The 20,253-nt window shown below is 73.7% G+C and carries 16 protein-coding genes; 4 read left to right on the top strand and 12 right to left on the bottom strand.

What is annotated here, in order from left to right; genetic code table 11:
• Positions 1-82: 82 nt before the first annotated feature.
• Both ACGFSH_RS24320 and ACGFSH_RS24315 read right to left on the bottom strand, forming a co-directional pair.
• The gene (locus ACGFSH_RS24320) at positions 83-2,392 is read right to left on the bottom strand and encodes a bifunctional salicylyl-CoA 5-hydroxylase/oxidoreductase (RefSeq protein ID WP_393352024.1); all 2,310 of its coding nucleotides are present in this window, start codon (positions 2,390-2,392) and stop codon (positions 83-85) included.
• Positions 2,377-3,204 carry an enoyl-CoA hydratase family protein gene (locus ACGFSH_RS24315; RefSeq protein ID WP_393352021.1) on the bottom strand — a complete coding sequence of 276 codons (828 nt, stop codon included), beginning with the start codon at positions 3,202-3,204 and terminating at the stop codon, positions 2,377-2,379. Before ACGFSH_RS24315 ends, ACGFSH_RS24320 begins: the two co-directional genes overlap by 16 nt.
• Positions 3,205-3,516: 312 nt before the next feature.
• Between ACGFSH_RS24315 and ACGFSH_RS24310 the strand changes: the two genes are divergently transcribed.
• Positions 3,517-3,978 (top strand): ATP-binding protein, encoded by a 462-nt coding sequence (locus ACGFSH_RS24310; protein ID WP_393352290.1) that lies wholly within the window; start codon positions 3,517-3,519, stop codon positions 3,976-3,978.
• 66 nt (positions 3,979-4,044) lie between these two features.
• On the opposite strand, the gene argF is transcribed toward ACGFSH_RS24310, so the two are convergent.
• Together argF and ACGFSH_RS24300 are read right to left on the bottom strand one after the other, a co-directional pair.
• Positions 4,045-5,052, bottom strand: coding sequence for an ornithine carbamoyltransferase (gene argF, locus ACGFSH_RS24305; RefSeq protein WP_393352016.1), 1,008 nt, complete (start codon positions 5,050-5,052; stop codon positions 4,045-4,047).
• A 109-nt stretch (positions 5,053-5,161) separates the two neighbouring features.
• Positions 5,162-6,385 (bottom strand): arginine deiminase, encoded by a 1,224-nt coding sequence (locus ACGFSH_RS24300; RefSeq protein WP_393352013.1) that lies wholly within the window; start codon positions 6,383-6,385, stop codon positions 5,162-5,164.
• Positions 6,386-6,579: 194 nt separating this feature from the next.
• Here ACGFSH_RS24300 and ACGFSH_RS24295 point away from each other — a divergent pair, with 194 nt between their 5' ends.
• Complete coding sequence (locus tag ACGFSH_RS24295; protein WP_393352010.1) at positions 6,580-7,716, top strand: SPFH domain-containing protein; 1,137 nt, start codon at positions 6,580-6,582, stop codon at positions 7,714-7,716.
• On the top strand, positions 7,713-8,627 hold the full coding sequence (locus ACGFSH_RS24290) for a hypothetical protein (RefSeq protein ID WP_393352007.1): 915 nt from the start codon (positions 7,713-7,715) through the stop codon (positions 8,625-8,627). Before ACGFSH_RS24295 ends, ACGFSH_RS24290 begins: the two co-directional genes overlap by 4 nt.
• A gap of 57 nt (positions 8,628-8,684) precedes the next feature.
• Here the strand turns inward: ACGFSH_RS24290 and ACGFSH_RS24285 are convergent, their stop codons facing one another.
• The 8 genes from ACGFSH_RS24285 to ACGFSH_RS24250 form a co-directional block, all read right to left on the bottom strand.
• Positions 8,685-11,270, bottom strand: coding sequence for a polynucleotide kinase-phosphatase (locus ACGFSH_RS24285; protein ID WP_393352005.1), 2,586 nt, complete (start codon positions 11,268-11,270; stop codon positions 8,685-8,687).
• Positions 11,267-12,862: a 3' terminal RNA ribose 2'-O-methyltransferase Hen1 gene (locus tag ACGFSH_RS24280; protein WP_393352003.1), complete on the bottom strand. Its 1,596-nt coding sequence runs from the start codon at positions 12,860-12,862 to the stop codon at positions 11,267-11,269. Before ACGFSH_RS24280 ends, ACGFSH_RS24285 begins: the two co-directional genes overlap by 4 nt.
• Before the next feature lie 174 nt (positions 12,863-13,036).
• Entirely contained in the window at positions 13,037-14,017 is a 981-nt protein-coding gene (locus tag ACGFSH_RS24275; RefSeq protein ID WP_393352001.1) for a DUF4232 domain-containing protein, read from the bottom strand.
• A gap of 228 nt (positions 14,018-14,245) precedes the next feature.
• Positions 14,246-15,169 (bottom strand): LLM class F420-dependent oxidoreductase, encoded by a 924-nt coding sequence (locus tag ACGFSH_RS24270; protein WP_393351998.1) that lies wholly within the window; start codon positions 15,167-15,169, stop codon positions 14,246-14,248.
• Positions 15,170-15,314: 145 nt separating this feature from the next.
• Positions 15,315-15,794: a DUF6099 family protein gene (locus ACGFSH_RS24265; RefSeq protein WP_393351996.1), complete on the bottom strand. Its 480-nt coding sequence runs from the start codon at positions 15,792-15,794 to the stop codon at positions 15,315-15,317.
• A 232-nt stretch (positions 15,795-16,026) separates the two neighbouring features.
• Positions 16,027-16,356 carry a nucleotide pyrophosphohydrolase gene (locus ACGFSH_RS24260; protein WP_256911853.1) on the bottom strand — a complete coding sequence of 110 codons (330 nt, stop codon included), beginning with the start codon at positions 16,354-16,356 and terminating at the stop codon, positions 16,027-16,029.
• The gene (locus tag ACGFSH_RS24255) at positions 16,353-17,822 is read right to left on the bottom strand and encodes an ATP-binding protein (RefSeq protein ID WP_393351994.1); all 1,470 of its coding nucleotides are present in this window, start codon (positions 17,820-17,822) and stop codon (positions 16,353-16,355) included. The genes ACGFSH_RS24260 and ACGFSH_RS24255 overlap by 4 nt, the downstream gene beginning before the upstream one ends.
• Before the next feature lie 660 nt (positions 17,823-18,482).
• Entirely contained in the window at positions 18,483-18,878 is a 396-nt protein-coding gene (locus tag ACGFSH_RS24250; protein WP_329414549.1) for a cell division protein SepF, read from the bottom strand.
• Positions 18,879-19,670: 792 nt separating this feature from the next.
• Between ACGFSH_RS24250 and ACGFSH_RS24245 the strand changes: the two genes are divergently transcribed.
• The gene (locus ACGFSH_RS24245; RefSeq protein ID WP_393351992.1) at positions 19,671-20,027 is read left to right on the top strand and encodes a hypothetical protein; all 357 of its coding nucleotides are present in this window, start codon (positions 19,671-19,673) and stop codon (positions 20,025-20,027) included.
• Positions 20,028-20,253 lie beyond the last annotated feature (226 nt).

The raw sequence follows: 20,253 nt of genomic DNA, 5'->3' as shown, positions 1-20,253 counted from the left end.
GAACCCGTCCCGGCCCCGAGGGGCGGGGTGGTCCCGACGGGTGCGGTGGTCCCGAGAGGGCGTGGGCTGGTCCGGCGAGGCGTCAGTCGGTGAGGCGCAGGCGGGGTTTGGGGGCGTCCTGGCGTCCGGTGCGGGGTGGGCGGCTGCCTGCTCGGTACGGTGCCGGCCAGGGCGCGCCGGGGCCGGTGTAGCCCTGTTCGGCGGCCGCGTGCAGGGTCCAGTGCGGGTCGTAGAGGTGGGGGCGGCCCAGGGCGCAGAGGTCCGTACGGCCCGCGAGGATCAGGGAGTTGACGTCGTCCCACGAGGAGATCGCTCCGACCGCGATCACCGGGACGCCCGCCTCGTGCCGTATCCGGTCGGCGAACGGCGTCTGGTAGGAGCGCCCGTACTCGACGTGCTCGTCGGAGACCACCTGTCCGGTGGACACGTCGATCGCGTCGGCGCCGTGGGCGGCGAAGGCGCGGGCGATCTCGACGGCGTCCTCGGCCGTGGTGCCGCCCGGCGCCCAGTCGGTGGCGGAGATGCGGACGGTCGCCGGGCGTTCCGCCGGCCAGACCTCGCGGACCGCGTCGAAGACCTCCAGGGGGAAGCGCAGCCGTGCGGCGAGCGAGCCTCCGTAGGCGTCGGTGCGGCGGTTGGTGAGCGGGGAGAGGAAGCCGGAGAGCAGGTAGCCGTGTGCGCAGTGCAGTTCGAGCAGGTCGAAGCCGGCGCGGGCGGCGCGGCGGGCCGCGGACACGAACTGCTCGCGCAGGTCGGTGAGCTGGGCCCGGCCGAGTTCGCGGGGCGTCCGGCTGCGCGGTGTGTACGGCAGCGGGGAGGCGGCGACGAGGGGCCAGCCGCCCTCGGGCAGCGGTTCGTCCATGCCCTCCCACATGAGCCGGGTCGAGCCCTTGCGTCCGGAGTGGCCGAGCTGGACGCCGACGGCGGTTCCCGGCGCCCGCTCGTGCACGAAGTCGGTGATCCGCCGCCAGGCGTCGGCCTGCCGTGCGGTGTAGAGGCCGGTGCAGCCCGGTGTGATGCGCCCCTGCGGGGAGACGCACACCATCTCGGTCATCACCAGCGCCGCCCCGCCGAGGGCGCGGGCGCCGAGGTGGACGAGGTGGAAGTCGTCGGGGACGCCGTCCCGCGCCGAGTACATGTCCATGGGCGAGACGACGATCCGGTTGCGCAGGGTGAGGCCGCGCAGCCGGAACGGGGTGAACATGGGCGGGGTGCCCGGCGGGCAGCCGAACTCGCGTTCCACGGCGTCGGTGAAGCGGGAGTCGCGCAGGCGCAGGTTGTCGTGGGTGACCCGGCGGCTGCGGGTGAGGAGGTTGAAGGCGAACCGGCGGGGCGGCTGGTCGAGATGGAGGCCGATGTTCTCGAACCACTCCAGGCTGGCCGCGGCGGCGCGCTGGGTGGAGGCGACGACCGGCCGGCGCTCCGCCTCGTAGGCGGTGGCCGCGGCGCGCGGGTCGGGGTGTTCGTCCAGGCAGGCGGCGAGCGCGAGCGCGTCCTCGACGGCGAGCTTGGTGCCGGAGCCGATGGAGAAGTGGGCGGTGTGGGCGGCGTCGCCCAGCAGGACGACGTTGCCGTGCGACCAGCGCTCGTTGACCACCGTGCGGAACGTGGTCCAGGCGGAGGCGTTGGATCTCAGGGGGCGTCCGCCGAGCGCGTCGGCGAAGACCTCGGCGCAGCGCTCCACCGACTTTTGCTCGTCGAGGGCGTCGAGGCCGGCCGCCCGCCACACCTCCTCGCGCATCTCCACGATGACGGTGGAGGCGTCGCGCTCGTACGGGTAGCCGTGCAGTTGCATGACGCCGTGCTCGGTCTCGGCGATCTCGAAGCGGAAGGCGTCGAAGGCGAAGCCGGCGGCGAGCCAGATGTAGCGGCAGCGGTGGCCGGTGAGCCGGGGCCGGAAGACGTGCGCGCAGGTCTGGCGGGTGGTGCTGTGCACGCCGTCGGCGGCGACGACGAGGTCGTACCCGGCGGACAGCGACGCGGTGTCCGGGGCCCTGGTCCGAAAGCGCAGGTCGACGCCGAGGGAGCGGCACCGTTCGTGGAGGATGCGCAGGAGGCGTTTGCGGCCGAGGGCGGCGAAGCCGTGCCCGGTGGAGGTGTGGCGGACGCCCCGGTGCACGATGTCGATGTCGTCCCAGCGGACGAAGTGCCGTTGCAGGGCCGCGTAGACCTGCGGGTCGGCGTGTTCGATGCCGCCCAGGGTCTCGTCGGACAGGACCACTCCGAAGCCGAAGGTGTCGTCGGGGGCGTTGCGTTCCCACAGGGTGACCTCGCGGGCGGGGCCGAGGCGTTTCAGCAGGGCCGCCGCGTACAGCCCGCCGGGGCCGCCGCCGACGACCGCGACGCGCAGGGGCGCCCCGGCCGCCCCGGCCGCCGTCACCGTCCCCGCCACCGGGGCGGGCGCTTCTCGGTGAACGCGGCGTGGAACTCGGCGTAGTCCTCGCCGTTCATGAGGAGGGCCTGGGTGGCCGCGTCGAGTTCCACCGCGGCCGCCAGCGGCATGTCCAGTTCCGCCGTGAGGAGGGCCTTGGTCTGGGCATGGGCGAGGGCGGGTCCGTCGGCCAGGCGGCGGGCCAGGGCCTTCGCGGCCTCGTCGGCGCGTCCCTCCTCCGTCAACTGACTGATCAGGCCGATCCGTTCGGCCTCGGGGGCGTGGACCGGTTCGCCGAGCATGAGCAGCCGGGTGGCGTGGCCGAGGCCGACGACCCGGGGCAGGAGGTAGGCGGCGCCCATGTCGCCGCCGGAGAGGCCGACGCGGGTGAAGAGGAAGGCGAAGCGGGCGCCGGGGTCGGCGACGCGGAAGTCGGCGGCCAGCGCGAGGACCGCGCCGGCGCCCGCGGCCACTCCGTGGACGGCCGCGATCACCGGGAACGGTGCCTCGCGCACGGCGCGCACGACCTGGCCGGTCATCCGGTTGAAGTCGAGGAGGCGGGCGGTGTCCATGCCCAGGGTGGCGCCGATGATCTCGTCGACGTCTCCGCCGGAGCAGAAGCCGCGGCCCTCGCCGGTCAGCACGAGGGCGCGCACGGCGCGTTCCCGGGACAGTTCCGCGAGCAGGTCGCGCAGGTCGGCGTAGGCGCCGAAGGTGAGGGCGTTGAGCTTGTCGGGCCGGGCGAGGGTGACGGTGGCGACGCCGTCGGCGAGTTCCACGTGCAGATGGCGCCAGTCGGAGGTACGGGCGGCGGAGCCGGTGAAGGGACTCATGAGGGCGGCCTCCTCGACAGTTCCTCGAAGTTATCACTCTCTTGTGACTGCCGTCATGAGTACGCGATAGAGGGAGCGGGAAGAATCGCCGTGTCACCGCACGACATGCCCTCGTCACACACGTCACCGGTCGTCGATAACGCGGTAACAACGGGATCGGGTGCGCGAGGGCGGGCGTTGTCCCGGGTAGGCCGACCGGCAACGGGGCCGACGTCCCGTGCGACGCCCGCCGAGCGCTTTCGCCGGAGGCCGCCGTACCATTCCCGAAGCCGAAGGCAGGACCGTCCGATGTCGATCGCGGGAACCTGCGCCATGAACGGACTCGCCGTGCACGAACGCCCCTCCGACGCAGCCGCCTCCTGGCGGATCGCGCTGCCGCACTCCGCCGCGGCCGTGCCGGTGGCCCGTGCCCTGGTCCGTACGGCGCTGGCCGAACGGAAGCAGGTCGCGGACAGCGACACGGCGGAGCTGCTCACCGCCGAGCTGGTGGCGAACGCGGTGGAGCACACCTCGGGGGACGCCCCGATAGAGCTGGTGGTGGAGCTGCGGCCGAGCGGCTGCCACATCGAGGTGCACGACCCGGACCCGGCGGCGCCGGGCGATCTCACCCGCCCGTCCGGCGAGGAGCCCGACCCCTGGCAGGAGCACGGGCGCGGGCTGCTGCTGATCCGTTCCCTCAGCTCGTCCTGCGGGCACCGGCCGACGGAGCAGGGCAAGGCGGTGTGGTTCCGGCTGGCCGCCGTCCCGCCCCAGCGCGGCCCCGAACGGACGTGACCGGGCCGCCCGGGTCCGGTCACGGGCGGGCGGTGCGCCGACGGGGGCGCGGGCGGGCCCGGGGTGTCAGGCGAGGGTGGCGACCAGGACGGCCTTGATCGTGTGCAGCCGGTTCTCGGCCTCGTCGAAGACGACGGAGTGGGCCGACTCGAACACCTCGTCCGTCACCTCCAGGCAGTCCAGGCCGTGGCTCTCGTGGATCTCGCGGCCGACCTTGGTGCCGAGGTCGTGGAAGGCCGGGAGGCAGTGCAGGAACTTGACGTCGGGATTGCCGGTGGCGCGCAGGACGTCCATGGTGACCGCGTAGGGGCCGAGGGCGGCGATCCGCTCGTCCCAGACCTCCTTGGGCTCCCCCATGGACACCCATACGTCGGTGGCGACGAAGTCGGCGCCGCGGACGCCCTCGGCGAGGTCCTCGGTGAGGGTGACGCGGGCCCCGCTCGCCTCGGCCAGCTCGCGGGCGCGGTCCACGACCTCCTGGGCGGGCCAGTAGCTCTTCGGGGCCACGATCCGCACGTCCATGCCGAGGAGAGCGCCGGTGACCAGGTAGGAGTTGCCCATGTTGAAGCGGGCGTCGCCGAGGTAGGCGAAGGCGATCTCACCGAGGGGCTTGGCGCTGTGCTCGGTCATCGTGAGCACGTCGGCGAGCATCTGGGTGGGGTGCCAGTCGTCGGTGAGGCCGTTGTAGACGGGGACGCCCGCATGGGCGGCGAGTTCCTCGACCTTGTCCTGGCTGTCGCCGCGGTACTCGATGGCGTCGTACATCCGGCCCAGCACGCGGGCGGTGTCCTTCACCGACTCCTTGTGGCCGATCTGCGAGCCGGAGGGGTCGAGGTAGGTGGTCGACGCGCCCTGGTCGGCGGCGGCGACCTCGAACGCGCAGCGGGTGCGCGTCGAGGTCTTCTCGAAGATCAGGGCGATGTTCCGGCCGGCCAGGCGCCGCTCCTCGGTCCCGGCCTTCTTGGCGGCCTTCAGCTCGGCGGCCAGGGCGACCAGACCGCGGAACTCCTCCCCGGTGAAATCCAGCTCCTTGAGGAAGTGGCGGCCGGCGAGGGCGGTCGGGACTGTCGCCATGGGGGTCGCTCCAAAGACGCGGTGAGAACTGCCGTGAAGGGTCGCTGCGGTGACACAGATGTCGGAACTCTATACGACCCATGGCATTTTTATACAGACAGCTGTACGTCTACACGGCGCTCCGTTCGACCGGGCAGCTCATGCAGCGCGGGCCGCCCCTGCCCCGGCCCAGTTCGCTGCCCGGGATCTCGATCACTTCGACGCCCTGTTTGCGCAGGTGCGTGTTGGTGGTCACGTTGCGCTCGTAGGCGACGACGACGCCCGGTTCGACGGCGAGGACGTTGCAGCCGTCGTCCCACTGCTCGCGCTCGGCGGCATGGACGTCCTGGGTGGCGGTGAGCACGCGGATCTCGCTGAGCCCGAGAGCCGCGGCGATCGCGCGGTGCATGTGCTCCGGCGGATGGTCGGTGACCTTCAGCTCCTTGTCGGCGGCGCCGGGCTCGATGGTGTACGACCGGAGCATGCCGAGTCCGGCGTACTGCGTGAAGACGTCGGCGTCGACCATCGTCATCACGGTGTCGAGGTGCATGAAGGCCCGCCGCTTCGGCATGTCGAGGGCCACGATGGTCCGGGCCGAGCCCGCGGCGAACAGCTTGTGGGCGAGCATCTCGACGGCCTGCGGGGTGGTGCGCTCGCTCATGCCGATCAGCACGGCGCCGTTGCCGATGACGAGGACGTCGCCGCCCTCGATGGTGGACGGGTAGTCGGCCTGCCCCTCGGACCACAGGCGGAACGTCTCCGCACGGAAGAGCGGATGGTGGCGGTAGATGGCCTCGAAGTGGACCGTCTCGCGCTGCCTGGCCGGCCAGCGCATGGCGTTGATGGCGACGCCGTCGTAGATCCAGGCGGAGGTGTCCCGCGTGAAGAGGTGGTTGGGCAGCGGGTCGAGGAGGAAGTCGTCCAGCTCCATGACGTGGAAGCGCACCGAGGTGGGCTCGGGATGCGCCTGGAGGAACTCCCGCTTGGTCATGCCGCCGACGAGGGCCTCGGCCAGTTCCGGCGCGGGGAGGGTCTCGAACGCGGAGCGCAGGTGGTCGGTGGCGAGCACCCCGTACTCCTTCTCGTCGAAGACGCGGTCCAGGACGAGCGCGCGGGCCGCCGGGATCTCCAGGGCCTCGGTGAGCAGGTCGCCGAAGAGGTGGACGGCGACGCCGCGGTCGCGCAGCACGTCGGCGAATCCGTCGTGCTCGGCGCGCGCCCTGCGCACCCAGAGCACGTCGTCGAAGAGGAGGGTGTCCTTGTTGCTGGGGGTGAGCCTTTTGAGCTCGAGATCGGGCCGGTGCAGGATGACGCGGCGCAGCCGCCCGGCCTCGGAGTCGACGTGGAATCCCATGCCTCCATCCTGACCACCGAAGACCGTCTTCACCCCCCGCTCGGCCTTCTTGGACCGTTTCCGTCCCGAGTCCGCCCGCGCCGGTTCCGTCTTTGCCCCCACTCTCCTTCTCGTCCCCTTGACGACAAGAGGAGGTGTGGCTATCGTTTTCTTATCGTCGCAGTGACGAGAAAAGGGAACGAGGGGGACCTTGCATGGCCGACATCACCCGGCGCCTGGGCTGGCGCCATCTGCGGGGCGCTCCGACGGCCCATGTGCGCCACCACCGCTCCGGCAGACTCGCGCACGACGGGCCGGGGCTCAGCTTCTGGTTCCGCTCCCTGAGCGCCGCCCTCTCCGAGGTGCCGGTGGACGACCGCGAGCTGGCCATGACCTTCCACGCCCGCACGGCGGACTTCCAGGACGTGACGGTGCAGGCGACGGTGACCTACCGCGTCAGCGACCCGGCCCTGGCCGCCGCCCGCCTCGACTTCTCCATCGACCCCGACACCGGGATCTGGCGCGGCGCGCCCCTGGAACAGCTCGGCACCCTGCTCACGGAGACGGCACAGCAGCACGCGCTGGACGTCCTCGCGCGCACCTCGCTGTCGTCGGCCCTGGTGGACGGCGTGACGGCGGTGCGGGAGCGGGTCGCGGCCGGGCTGGCGGCGGAACCCCGGCTGCCGGCCACCGGCATCGAAATCGTGGCCGTCCGGGTCGTCGCGCTGCGCCCGGAACCCGAGGTCGAGCGGGCGCTGCGCACCCCGGCGCGCGAGCAGATCCAGCAGGAGGCCGACCGGGCCACCTACGAGCGGCGGGCGGTCGCCGTCGAGCGGGAGCGGACGATCGCCGAGAACGAACTGGCCAGCCAGATCGAACTGGCGCGCCGCGAGGAGCAGCTCGTCGAGCAGCGGGGCACCAACACCCGCCGCGAGGCCGAGGAGCACGCGGCCGCGGACAAGGTGCGGGCGGAGGCCGAGGCCCAGCGGTCCGTGCGGCTGGCCGAGGCGGAGGCCGCGCGCTCGGTGAAGCTGGCCGAGGCGGAGGCCGACCGGCAGGTGCGGCTGGCGGAGGCGGAGGCCCGGCGCACCGAGCGGCTCAGCGAGGCGGAGGCGGCGCGCACGGTGCGGGTCGCCCGCGCCGAGGCGGCGGCGGCACGCGAGGTCGGAGAGGCGCGGGCGCAGGCGCAGGAGGCCTGGCTGCGCGTGCACGGCGACGTCGACGTGGCGACGCTGCACGCGCTCACCGGGACGCGGCTCGCGGAGAACCTGCCGCACATCGACAGCGTGACGATCTCGCCGGACGTGCTGACCGGCCTGCTGTCGAGGCTCGGGGCCGGGGAACGGCAGTGAGCCTGGCCCCGCGGGCCGTGCTGGTCCACCGCACCACGGAGTACGAGGAGCTGGTGGCCCGGCACGGCACGCACGGCCAGGCCGCCTTCTTCCTCTCCTCGCGGGGCCGGGACATCGAGGAGGTCGCCGAACGGCACCGGCGCACGAGACGCGCCCTGGCGGAGGTGACGGCGGCGATCCCGCTGACCTGGCGGCAGAGCCGGGTGGAGCGCGCCGACCTGGACCGCTTCCTGTTCGCCCCGGAGGACGTGGTGGTGGTCGTCGGCCAGGACGGGCTGGTGGCGAACGTCGCCAAGTACCTGTCCGGGCAGCCGGTGGTGGGCATCGACGCCGACCCGGGCCGCAACGCGGGCGTCCTGGTCCGCCACCGGCCGTCGGACGCGCCGGTGCTGCTGCCCGGCGCGCTCGCCGCCGGCACCGGCACGACCGAGCTGACCATGGTCGAGGCCGTCGCCGACGACACCCAGCGCCTGCTGGCCCTGAACGAGATCTACCTCGGCGCCGCCGGCCACCAGACCGCCCGCTACCGCCTGGGCCTCGACGACGACGGGGGCGCCGTGGAGGCCCAGGCGTCGTCCGGCGTGCTGGTGGGCACGGGGACGGGGGCGACCGGCTGGATCCGGTCGGTGTGGCAGGAGCGGGGCGGCGCCGGGGCGGACGGCGGTCCGCGCCTGCCGTCCCCGACGGAACAGCGGCTGGTGTGGTTCGTGCGGGAGGCCTGGCCGTCCCCCGCCACCGGCACCTCACTGGTGGCGGGCGAACTCGCGGCCGGCCGCCGGCTGACCCTCACCGTCGAGTCGGAGCGCCTCATCGCCTTCGGCGACGGCATCGAGACCGACGCGGTGGAGCTGACGTGGGGACAGCGGGTGCGCGTCGGGGTGTGCGAGCAGCGGCTGCGGCTCGTGGGGTGAGGCGGGGGCGGGCCGTGCGCCGCCCGGCCCGCGCGGGGGCACGGACCGGGCGGCGTCTCACAGCCGCGGGTCGACCGGCTCCGACTCCAGGGCCAGCACGCCGAACACCGCCTCGTGCACGCGCCACAGCGGCTCGCCCTGCGCCAGCCGGTCCAGGGCCTCCAGGCCGAGGGCGTACTCGCGCAGCGCAAGCGACCGCTTGTGGCCGAGGAAGCGGCCGCGCAGCCGGGCGAGGTTCTCGGGCCGGGTGTACTCGGGACCGTAGATGATCCGCAGGTACTCGCGGCCCCGGCACTTCACGCCGGGCTGGACCAGGCGCCCGTCCTCGCCGCGGACCAGGGCGCCGAGCGGCTTGACGACCATGCCCTCGCCGCCCCGGCCCGTCATCTCCAGCCACCAGTCGACGCCGGCCGCGACCGACCCGGCGTCGCCCGTGTCGACGTACAGGCGGCGGGTGGTCCGCAGCAGGCCCGTGTTGTCGTGCTCCACCAGGCGGTCCAGGAGCGACAGCTGCTCGTCGTGCGGCAGCGCCGCGAGGCTGCGGCCCTGGACGGCGAGGATCTGGAACGGGGCCAGCCGTACGCCGTCCAGGCCGTCGGTCGTCCAGCAGTAGCGGCGGTAGGCCTCGGTGAACGCGGCCGCGTCGGAAGCGCGTTCACGCTGACGGGACAGCAGGTCCCCGACGTCCACGGCCCTGGCCGCGGCGGACTCCAGGGCCGACAGCGCACGCGGGAGGACCGCGCCGGACGCGGCGCCCACGGCCGCGTACTGCGAGCGCAGCAGTCCCGACGCCTTCAGCGACCACGGCATCAGCTCGGCGTCCAGCAGCAGCCAGTCGGTGTCCAGTTCGGCCCACAGGCCGGCCTCGTCCACCGCCGTGCGCACCCGGCCGAGGACCTCCTCCGTGACCGTCACGTCGTCGAAGAACGGGCGGCCGGTACGGGTGTAGAGGGAGCCGGTGGGGCCTCCCCCGCCGTCCGGGGTGCCCGGGTCGCCGGCGCCGAAGCGCCTGCGGGCCGTCTCCGCGTCGCGGCAGACCAGGACGACCGCCCGGGAGCCCATGTGCTTCTCCTCGCACACCACCCGGGCGACGCCGTCGCCGGCGTACTGCGCGAACGCCTCCGCCGGGTGCTCCAGGTAGCCGTCCACCCGGCTGGTCGCCGTGGGGGCCATCGTCGGGGGCAGGTAGGGCAGCAGGCGCGGGTCGACGGCGAAGCGGCTCATCACCTCCAGGGCGGCCGCGGCGTTCTCCTCGCGCACCGAGACCCGGTTGTGGCCCTCGTAGCGGGTCTCCACGACGCGCTTGCCGTGCACGTCCGCCAGGTCCAGCGGACGGCCGTCGTGACCGCCGGGCGCCTCGGAGCGCAGCGGCTTCGCCGGCTCGTACCAGACCCGCTCGGCCGGCACGTCGACCAACTCGCGTTCGGGCCAGCGCAGCGCGGTCATCCTGCCGCCGAAGACGGCGCCGGTGTCCAGGCAGATCGTGTTGTTCAGCCAGGTCGCCTCGGGGACAGGCGTGTGCCCGTACACGACGGCGGCGCGACCCCGGTAGTCCTCCGCCCACGGGTAGCGCACGGGCAGGCCGAACTCGTCGGTCTCGCCGGTGGTGTCGCCGTAGAGCGCGTGGGAGCGGACCCGGCCGGAGGTGCGGCCGTGGTACTTCTCCGGCAGGCCGGCGTGGCAGACGACGAGCCTGCCGCCGTCGAGGACGTAGTGGCTGACCAGTCCGTCGATGAAGCTGCGCACCTCGGCGCGGAACTCCTCGCTCTCGCCCTCCATCTGCTCGACGGTCTCGGCGAGCCCGTGGGTGTGCTGCACGTTGCGGCCCTTGAGGTAGCGGCCGTACTTGTTCTCGTGGTTGCCGGGCACGCACAGGGCGTTGCCGGACTTCACCATCGACATCACGCGGCGCAGCACGCCCGGGCTGTCGGGGCCGCGGTCGACGAGGTCGCCGACGAAGACGGCCGTGCGGCCCTCCGGGTGGACGCCGTCGGTGTAGCCCAACTTGCCCAGCAGCGACTCCAGTTCGGAGGAGCAGCCGTGGACGTCGCCGATGATGTCGAAGGGGCCGGTGAGGTGGGTCAGGTCGTTGTAGCGCTTCTCGGTGACGACCGAGGCGTTCTCGACGTCCTCGACGCCCCGCAGGACGTGCACCTTGCGGAAGCCCTCGCGCTCCAGGTGGCGCAGCGAGCGCCGCAGTTCGCGGATGTGGCGCTGGATGACCCGCCGGGGCATGCCGGCGCGGTCGGTGCGTGCCGCGTTGCGTGCGGCGCACACCTCCTCCGGCACGTCCAGGACGATGGCCACGGGCAGCACGTCGTGCTGCCTGGCCAGGTCGATCAGCTGCTTGCGCGCGTCGGACTGCACGCTCGTGGCGTCGACCACCGTGCGGCGGCCGGCCGCGAGCCGCTTGCCGGCGATGTAGTGCAGGACGTCGAAGGCGTCCCGGGTCGCGCTCTGGTCGTTCTCGTCGTCGCAGACCAGACCGCGGCAGAAGTCGGAGGAGATGACCTCGGTGGGCTTGAAGTGACGTCGCGCGAACGTGGACTTGCCCGAGCCGGACGCGCCGACGAGCACGACGAGGGAGAGGTCGGTGACGGGCAGGACGCGGCCCGTCTTCGCGGATCCCTGGGTGTCGTTCATGCCGCCTCCGCCTCCTTCTCGCTCTTCTCGCCCATCTCGTCCGTCCCGCCCGTCCCGTTGGTCCCGGTCGTCTCGTTGGTCCCGGTCTTCGAGGCCTTCCCGTCGCGGCCTCCGGCGTGGCCGCCCCGCGCGCCCTCGTTCTCCGCGCCGGCCGCCTTCCTCTCGAAGACGGCCATCTGGGTGGGCGGGCCGACCTCGGGGTCGTCCGGTCCGACGGGCAGGAACGCGACGTCGTAGCCGTGCCGCCCGGCGACCGCGGCCGCCCAGGCGCGGAACTCCCGCCGGGTCCATTCGAAGCGGTGGTCGCCGTGCCGGACGTGGCCGGCCGGCAGGCTCTCCCAGCGGACGTTGTACTCGACGTTCGGGGTGGTCACCAGGACCGTGCGCGGACGCGCCGAGCCGAACACGGCGTACTCCAGCGCGGGCAGCCGGGGCAGGTCGAGGTGCTCGATCACCTCGCTGAGCACGGCCGCGTCGTAGCCCTTGAGACGGCTGTCCGTGTACGCCAGCGAGCCCTGCAACAGCTGGACGCGGGAGGCCTGCCGCTCCCCCATGCGGTCCAGCTTCAGCCGGCGCGCGGCGACGGTGAGCGCGCGCATCGACACGTCGACGCCGACGATCTCGGTGAACCGCGGGTTCTTCAGCAGCGCCTGCACCAACTGGCCCTGTCCGCAGCCCAGGTCGAGGACGCGGGCGGCTCCGGCGCGGGTCAGCGCGGCGACGAGCGCCTCACGGCGCTGCTCGGCCAGCGGTGTCGGCCTCTCCTGCGTCTCGGCTTCCGCCGCGACGGCGTTGTCGATGTCCTCGACCTCGCTGTCGTCGGCCTCGGCGAGCCGGACCAGCTCCAGCCGCTCCATCGCCTGCCGGGTCAGCGACCAGCGGCGGGACAGGAACCGGCTGGTGATCAGCTTGTGCTCGGGGTGGTCGGGCAGCCAGCCCTCACCGGCGCGCAGCAGCTTGTCGACCTCGTCGGCCGACACCCAGTAGTGCTTGGCGTCGTCGAGGACCGGCAGCAGGACGTACAGCTGGCGCAGGGTCTCGGCGACGGTGAGCGTCTGCGACTCCAGTGTCAGGCTCACGTACCGCGAGTCGCCCCACTGCGGGAACCGCGCGTCCAGGGCCACCGGTTCGGCGCTCACCCGCCAGCCGAGCGGTGCGAACAGGGCGTGCACCAGGGCGGGCCCGCCGCGCGCGGGCAGGGCCGGTATCTCCACCCGCAACGGCCGCGGCTGGGCGGGCAGTTCGGGCTTCGCCGCGCACACCCCGCGCATCGCGCTGGAGAACACGCCGCTCAATGCGACCGCGAGCAGCGACGAGGCCGCGTAGGGGCGGTCGTTGACGTACTGGGCGAGAGCCGCGTCGGGAGCGCCGCCGCGGCCCTTGCCCTTGCCGCGCCGGACCAGCGCCACCGCGTCCACCTCCAGCAACAGCGCCGCCGTGCAGCGCTCGGCGTCGGCCTCGGGGTAGAGGACGTGGGCCGTGCCGTAGGAGGTGGAGAACGCCTGCGATCTGCCGGGATGCTTGTGCAGCAGGAAGCCCAGATCGGTCGCGGGGCGTTCAGGGGTGCCGGTGGTGCCGATGGTCAGGAACACGGTGGGCGCCTAGGAGAGGTGGGATGGGAACGGGAGCGGCAGCGCGCTCGCACGTCCGCACAACGTACCGACAACCGGCCTGCGGCACCCGGGGATTTTCTGGGGGTGGACGCCGGTCCGGGCTGGTCGGACGCGGTGTGGGCGGGGGAAGGAGGGGGCGGACGGGGACGGTCGTCAGGGGGAGGCGGTGGCGCGGATCCCCTGCGGCTGCGCCGCCGCGCGCCAGGCGCTGACGGCGAGCTTCCCCGTGGTGCCGAGGTCGAGGTGCGGGGTGATCATCACCGGCGCGGCGTCCGGCCGGGCGAGCACCCTGACGTACGGGACGCCCACGGCCGTGCCGGATCCGGTGGTGTTGCGCCACATCAGGCCGGACCTCGCCCGCTCGCCGGGCGCCAGGGTCACGGTGCGCGGCGGGTCGTCGAACGCGGTGACCGTGGCGATGCCCCCGCCGCCGTGGACGATCGTGACGCCGTCGACCGGCTGGTGGTCGTCGTCCAGCAGGGTCAGCCTCGGGTAGCCCTTGAGGGTGTAGTCCCGGTCGCCGCAGTTCTCCAGGAACAGCCCCACCACGCGCAGCCCCATGGCGGCGTCGCCGTCGTCGGCCGTGACGCGGATCCCGGAGGGCGGGCAGGCGTCCGCCTCGGCCGGCGCCTCGATCGCGGGGACGCTGGTCACCTCGGCGACCTTCACCCCGGTCACCGACGGCGCTCCCGGCGGCAACGGCTCCGGCCGCACCGTTTCGCGCACCGTCCGGCCCGGCCCGACCGGGCCCACGGTCACCTTGCGGTTGCTCATGGCCCCGCCGTCGTCCGAGGTGAAGACGAAGAGGACGGTGTAGGTCAGGGCTGCGGCGGTGGAGTTGGCGACCTCGTAGTCCGCCGAGACGCCCGAGCCGGCCTGGAGTGCGGTGGGCAGGGGCTCGGCCCGGACCATGCCGCCCCCGGCACCGGGGCTCCCGGAGGGAGAGGGGGAGGGGGACGGGATGGTCACCGAGGTGATCCGCACTCCGTCCACCGCGGGCTGGGAGACGGCGGTCCGCGGCGCCGAACCGCTCGCACCGGAGCCGCCGTCCTGGGTGCCGGCGCGTTCCGCTCCGCACGCGGTGAGCAGCAGGGCGACGGTGACGGCCGGGAGGAGAGCGGCGGTTCTGCGCATCCGGCCACCTCATCAGGGCCCCGGCCGCACGACTGTGACGGAAGCCACAGCTCCGGTCACAGCCGTGTCACAGAGCCCGTGACGCGCACGTCCTCCGGGGGCCGCCCCGGCCTGCCGACGCCGGGGACAGGTGCGGCCGCCGTACTGCGCCGCCGACGCTACGGTCGCCGCCCGCGTCCGTCATCCGCCCGGGCCCCCGTCCTGCCGACCGCCGTCCGCTCCGTCGTGCTACGGCAGCCGGCTCTGCACCTGGGCGGAGATCAGCTCCAGGTGGTCCAGGTCGTGCAGGTCGAGGACCTGGAGGTAGACCCGCTGCACACCGGTCTCGGCGTAGCGGCCGATCTTGTCCACGACCTCGGCCGGGGAGCCCGCCAGCCCGTTGGTCCTCAGCTCGTCGACCTCGCGGCCGATGGCGGCGGCTCGCCGGGCCAGTTCCCGGTCGTCCTTGCCGACGCAGACGACGAGGGCGCTGGAGAAGGTGATCTCGTCGGCGTCGCGGCCGATCTCCGCCGCCGCGTCGCGCACCCGGGCGAACTGACGCGCACTGTCCTCGACCGTGCCGAACGGCATGTTGAACTCGTCGGCGAACCGGGCGGCCAGGCGCGGCGTGCGCTTCGCGCCGGTGCCGCCGATCAGCACCGGGATCTTCGCCTGCGCGGGCTTGGGCAGGGCGGGCGAGTCGGTGAGTTCGTAGTACGAGCCCCGGAAGTCGAAGGTCTTGCCGGGCGCGGTGGCCCACAGGCCGGTGACGATCTCCAGCTGCTCCTCCAGCCGCCCCATCTTCTCCTTCGGGAAGGGGATGCCGTACGCCTTGTGCTCGTCCTCGTACCAGCCCGCGCCCAGCCCCAGTTCGACGCGCCCGCCGGACATCTGGTCCACCTGCGCGACCTGGATGGCGAGGACGCCGGGCAGCCGGAAGGTACCGGCCGTCATCAGCGTGCCGAGGCGGATGCGCTTGGTCTCGCGGGCGAGGCCGGCGAGCGTGATCCAGGCGTCCGTGGGGCCCGGAAGGCCGCTCACGTCGCCCATCTTCACGTAGTGATCGGACCGGAAAAAGGCGTCGAAACCGAGGTCCTCGGTGGCCTTCGCCACGGTGAGGAGGGTGTCGTAGGTCGCCCCCTGCTGGGGCTCGGTGAAGATACGAAGATCCATGACTCCATCCTGCACGCAGCAGCCGGTGACCGTCCCCTCCGTCCCCGCCCGGCGGGTCTCCCCCGGCGGGTGAAACCGTCCGTGTCCCGCGCGGGGATTCCCTCTCGGGGTGGGCGCGGCAGGCGGGGCGGGCTGAGCGCACCGGTCATCTCTCCGGCAATGCGCCCTCCCGCTCCTCCCGTTCCTCTCTCGCCGCCAGCTTGCGCAGCATCTCCAGGACCCGGTCCCTGGACTCGTCCGCCGCGTCGATGGCCTCCATGCACTGCCAGTAGGTGCCCTGGTCGTCGACCGAGCAGGCCAGGCCGACCAGGGCGATGCCCACCTCGCCGAGCAGGCCGCCCAGGTCGAGCAGGGCCCGGCGGGCGTCGTCCAGATCGGTGAGCCGGGCGGCCAGCAGGTCCCCCGGATCGAGGTCGGGCGCGCCCAGGACGCCGCAGCCCCGGCCCGCCAGTTCCGTCAGCCCCAGCGCCTCGCCCCGCAGTTCGGGCGGGCCCGAGACGGCGAGCCGGCTGCCGATCGCCTGCGCCAGGGCCTGCGCCTGCCAGACCTCCGTGAGAATCTCCGTGCGTCCGCCGCTGCCGGCGAGCGCGCGCCTGCTCGTCAGGATGAGCCGCACCGCGTCCATGCGCCGCCCCCGTCTGCCCGGCGTGCTTCCGGCACGCCACCCGAACGTGACTGTTCACTACCCAGAGTGAGGGCCTGCGGGGCGAAAAGCCAGAGGTGGACCGAAATCTGTGGACAACAAATCGATTTCGGTCCGCTTCTCGACTGCGGAGAGTGAAAACGGATCCAGTCCCTCCTGTCCTGCCCTCCCCACCGCCGAGCGGGGGAATGCCGGCCGCGGCGGACCGCGGGCCTCAGGGCGCCGGGAACCTGAGCTCGTTGCGGTCGATCTTCGCGGCCAGCGCCGTCAGCGGGTCGACGCCGAGCACCTCGCACAGTTGCAGCAGATAGGCGAGGACGTCGGCGACCTCGTCCGTGACCCGGTGCGCGGTGTCCGGGTCGTCCATCACGCGCGCGGACTCCTCCGGCGTCAGCCACTGGAAGATCTCGACCAGTTCGGACGCCTCCACGCTGAGCGCGGCGACGAGGTTCTTGGGGGTGTGGAAGGGCTGCCAGTTCCGCGCGGCCGCGAACTCGGCAAGCCTGCGCTGCAGTTTCGCCACATCGAGGTGTTGTTCCGTCACGGCCCCAGGTGTACCACCGTCACGCCGTCGGTCCGGGCGGCCCCGCTGCGGTCGCCGACCGCGCCGACGCAGCGGATGTGCCCGCGCCCCGCCATCCGCACGGCCAGTTTCAGGAGTTCGCCCGCCTGGCGCTCGTCGAGGCCGCGGTCGAGGCCGTCGGCGAGCAGGGTGAGGGTCTGCATCGCGGCCGGCACCTCGCCGGCCGGGTCCACGTCGAGGACGCCCGGCCCGGTGAGCAGCACCAGCGCGAGGGCGACGTAGCGCAGCTCGCCGTATCCCAGCCGGGCCAGCTCGGTGCGGCCGTCGGCGCGGTCCAGGACCGCCCGCACCGTGCCGTCGCCGAGCGGTTCGGCGCGCAGGTCGACGACCGGTGCGCGGGACCCGGCGGACAGCGCGGCGACCAGTTGCGCGTGCCGCCGGCCGCACTCCTCCCGGGTGCGCCACAGGACGTCGGCGAGGTTGTCGCATCCGGTGAGCAGCCGGCCGGTGCCCGTGGGCACGGGGGCGCCCATCCAGTCGGGCTGGGGGTCGCAGGGGAACACCGACCGCAGCGCGACGACCATCTGCTCGGCCGCCGCCAGGACCTGCCGCTGGCCGTCCGTCTTCCCGGCGACACGCAGCGGCAGCAGCGCGGTGCCGAGCCGGTCGTCGGGCAGCGGCGCGCGCGTCACGGGCGCGGGGCCGCCGGTGTGCCAGGCGGCCTGCACGGTGCGGCGCCCGGGATCGCGCAGGGCCGTCTCCAGCAGGACGACGCCTCCCGCGCTCAACCGCTCCCCCACGACGCGCAGTTCGGGCTCGGCCTGTACGGCGACGTCCAGGTGGACCGGGCCGCCGGGTCCGTCGGCCGTGCATCCGATGCGAAATCCCCGGCGGCGCTGGGCGTCGGGCCGCGCGCCCTGCGGCACGCACGCGACCGGATCGGGGAACACCTCCCCCAGCAGGGCCCCGCCGCCGAGCCGCGCCAGCGCTTCGTAGGCGCGCAGCGCACTGCTCTTGCCGCTGCCGCTGGGCCCGGCGAACACCGTGACGGCCCCCAGCGAGAACCGGGCCCGGCGGTGTCCCGCGAACGCCGACAGCCGCAGCTCGGTGACGCACGGCCGCACATGACGTGCGGGGACGGCGGTGGCACGCGGCTCCTGCCCGGCGCCCGACCGCGTCGCGCCGGAGGCCGGCTCGACGCCCGACGAAGACGCCGGAGTGCGGGCCGCGCCACGACCCGCCGCCGACGGCGAGCCGGCATTCGCCGCGGAGCCCGCCGACGCGACGTGTGCCGACCCCGGGGTCGCCGGCAACCGGTGCGGCTCCGGGCCGGACGCTCCCCGCGGATCGGCGCCGCACGAGGCGCAGCGCGGCGGGGAGGACGGCGCACCGCCGGTCCCAGTCGCGCCGAGGGGGCCTGCGGACGGCGGCTCGGGCCGGTCCTGCGGCGGCGACGCCTGAGCGGGCACCGTGGGCGTGGAGTGCACGGGCGCCCGAGGGCCGTCGGGCGCGGACGGGCGGGAAGGGGAAACGGCAAAGGGGGCCGGGGCGGAAGCCGGGCCCGAAGCCGCAGGGGCCGCGGGAGCGACGGGGGTTGGCGGGGCCGCGGGAGCACCGGAGGGGACGGGAAGGACCGGGGCCGAAGGAGCCGAGGGGGCGGGCGCGGGGGTCGGCGAGGGTGTGGAGGGAGCGGCCTGCGACGGAGTGGCGGAGGGTGGCGAGGGCATATGCGGACGGTAGGACTCCGCCGCCGGGCGAACCGTTCCGCCCGGACGAGCTTCCTACGATCGGGGGACCGCGCGGGCCGCGCCGGACCTCGCGCGGCGGCGGCGCGACGATCCGTGAGTCCGACGGCGATGCGTGGTGCCGACGGTGCATGGTGCCGGCGGTGCGCCGTCCCCCGGACGACCGGACAGCCGGGAACCGGACCGCGGGGTCGCTGGACCTCCTGTTCGCCGGATCCGGATCGCGAAACGCCGGACCTTCCTGACCGCCGAGCCCTGCCCGCGGATCGCCGGGCGGGCGTCCGCGCGTGCTGACCGCAGAGCCGCCGCGCCCCGCGCCGCCCGCGGCAAGGCGCGCGGCGCGGTGGGCTGTGGCCCCGGCGGCGCGGTGGGCGGTCGCCGAGGGTGGTGGTCGTCCGCGGCTCAGATGCCCGGGGCTCCCGCCCCCTCCATGAGTCCGCTCACCTCGGTGCCCGGCGGGGTGAGGAGGAAGACGTTGCGGTCGACCCGGTGCATACCGCTGGCCAGGCCGAACACCACCCCGGTGGAGAAGTCCAGGACGCGTTTGGCGGTGTCGGTCTCGGCTCCCGTCAGGTCGAGCAGCACGGGTATGCCCGACATCAGCGTCTCGGCGACCTCGCGGGCGTCCGCGAAGACGTTGACCCGCAACACGACGAAGCGCCGCCTGGTCTCCGTCTCGGCGTCCGGGAGCGAGCGGTGGTCCACCGCCGACGGCCACGCGTCCCGCCCGCGCAACGGAACGACCTGAGCGAGCCCTTCCCACTGTTCATCGGTGACGTCGTAACGGTTCACCGGCACCCCCCGGACTGACTCGCCTTCAATGCATGCACCAGTCATTCTTACGCCAAGTCACCCGTTCGGCCCAACAACGACACGGTCCGCCACCGGCCGGGACGTCTGCCGTCGGTCCCGGACGCCCGTGCGCCGGGCCCGCCGCACGGTCGAGGGGCCCCGGCGTCGCACTGACACCGGGGCCCCGAAGGAGCTGTTACACCATCTGCCGGCCTTGCTCACGCACCGGCCTGTTGTGTCCGCGGACCCGACCGAGACGCTGTCGGGGGCGCGGGGATCGCTGCTGTTGCCTGACCGGAGACCACCTCACTGTCGATGTCCTGCGGTACCCGGGCCGACGCTGCCGCCCGGGCGATCCTGATGGCGCTGACGTCCTCCGCTCTTCCCTCTGAACCGATCACTTGCCTGTACCGCTGTCGGCGGCCCCTGATCACCGCGGGCCGCCCGGTGCGGTCGTCAGTCCCGTCGCCGTCCTGCGAGAACCCTGGCTTCGGAACTCCACCACCGCACCGTCCTGCTGACTACCGATCGCAGGTACTGCCTCCCCGGCGCTTCGTCACTGCACTGCCGGGCCCTGCTCGATCTCTCGGCTACGAGTGAAACCATAACCACCGCCCTGCACAATGTCTACTACGACGGCTACAGATTTCCGCGCGCTGGAGGATGAGGTAAACCGTCACGGCCGGCTCGTCCGCGGCCGGGGCCGACGCCCCCTTCGACGACCCCTGCGGCGGCCTCTGCGCCTCGGCGGGGGCCACCGGCCGACCGGGCGGACGCACGGTGAATACAATCTGTCCCGTGTCGAAGCCTGACGAACTGCTGGTCGCCGTCGCCGCCCTGGTGGAGTCCGAGCAGAGCAACCAGATGTCCCTGACCGTGGTCACCGGTGGCGCTGTCATCACCGGTCGCTTGGCTCCCGAGGCGGTGTGGAGACAGCGGGTGTCCGAAGTGCTGACGGATTCGGACCGCCTGGGCGAGTTCTCCGCCGTCTTCGCCACTCCCGGACCGAAGGGGCCGCCGACGCATCTGCACTTCCACGTCGCCCGGATCCTCCAGGGCACGGTGGGGATTCCGGAGACGGGCGGCATGTACCGCGTCGCGATCGAGGACGTGAGCGCCTGGACCATGGGCGACTTCAGCTACTCCGACCGCTGAACGGCCGCCGGCCGCGCCCGTGACGCGGCCGGCGCCGTCCCACGCGATCCGGCACGGCGCGGCCCGGTCCGCCGTCCGCCGCGGCGGGTACGGCAGGCGCGTGCGCATCGGACCGCACCGCCGTCGGCCACGGCGCCGGGCCGCGCCGCCCACGACCGGCGCCCGCAGGCCGGACGCCGGCCTCAGCGACGACCGTCCCCCTGCGGCGCGCCCACCGCCCCTCGGC

It is taken from the genome of Streptomyces sp. NPDC048481 (assembly GCF_043200075.1).
Taxonomy (GTDB): domain Bacteria; phylum Actinomycetota; class Actinomycetes; order Streptomycetales; family Streptomycetaceae; genus Streptomyces.
The sequence above is the reverse complement of the archived record's forward strand: the minus strand, read 5'-3'. Positions and strand labels throughout refer to the sequence as shown.

Excerpts from the sequence above, each read along its gene's own strand:
- ACGFSH_RS24315 (WP_393352021.1), bottom strand. The coding sequence starts at position 3,204 with ATGAGTCCCTTCACCGGCTCCGCCGCCCGTACCTCCGACTGGCGCCAT.
- ACGFSH_RS24310 (WP_393352290.1), top strand. The coding sequence starts at position 3,517 with ATGAACGGACTCGCCGTGCACGAACGCCCCTCCGACGCAGCCGCCTCC.
- argF (WP_393352016.1), bottom strand. The coding sequence starts at position 5,052 with ATGGCGACAGTCCCGACCGCCCTCGCCGGCCGCCACTTCCTCAAGGAG.
- ACGFSH_RS24300 (WP_393352013.1), bottom strand. The coding sequence starts at position 6,385 with ATGGGATTCCACGTCGACTCCGAGGCCGGGCGGCTGCGCCGCGTCATC.
- ACGFSH_RS24295 (WP_393352010.1), top strand. The coding sequence starts at position 6,580 with ATGGCCGACATCACCCGGCGCCTGGGCTGGCGCCATCTGCGGGGCGCT.
- ACGFSH_RS24285 (WP_393352005.1), bottom strand. The coding sequence starts at position 11,270 with ATGAACGACACCCAGGGATCCGCGAAGACGGGCCGCGTCCTGCCCGTC.
- ACGFSH_RS24275 (WP_393352001.1), bottom strand. The coding sequence starts at position 14,017 with ATGCGCAGAACCGCCGCTCTCCTCCCGGCCGTCACCGTCGCCCTGCTG.
- ACGFSH_RS24270 (WP_393351998.1), bottom strand. The coding sequence starts at position 15,169 with ATGGATCTTCGTATCTTCACCGAGCCCCAGCAGGGGGCGACCTACGAC.
- ACGFSH_RS24265 (WP_393351996.1), bottom strand. The coding sequence starts at position 15,794 with ATGGACGCGGTGCGGCTCATCCTGACGAGCAGGCGCGCGCTCGCCGGC.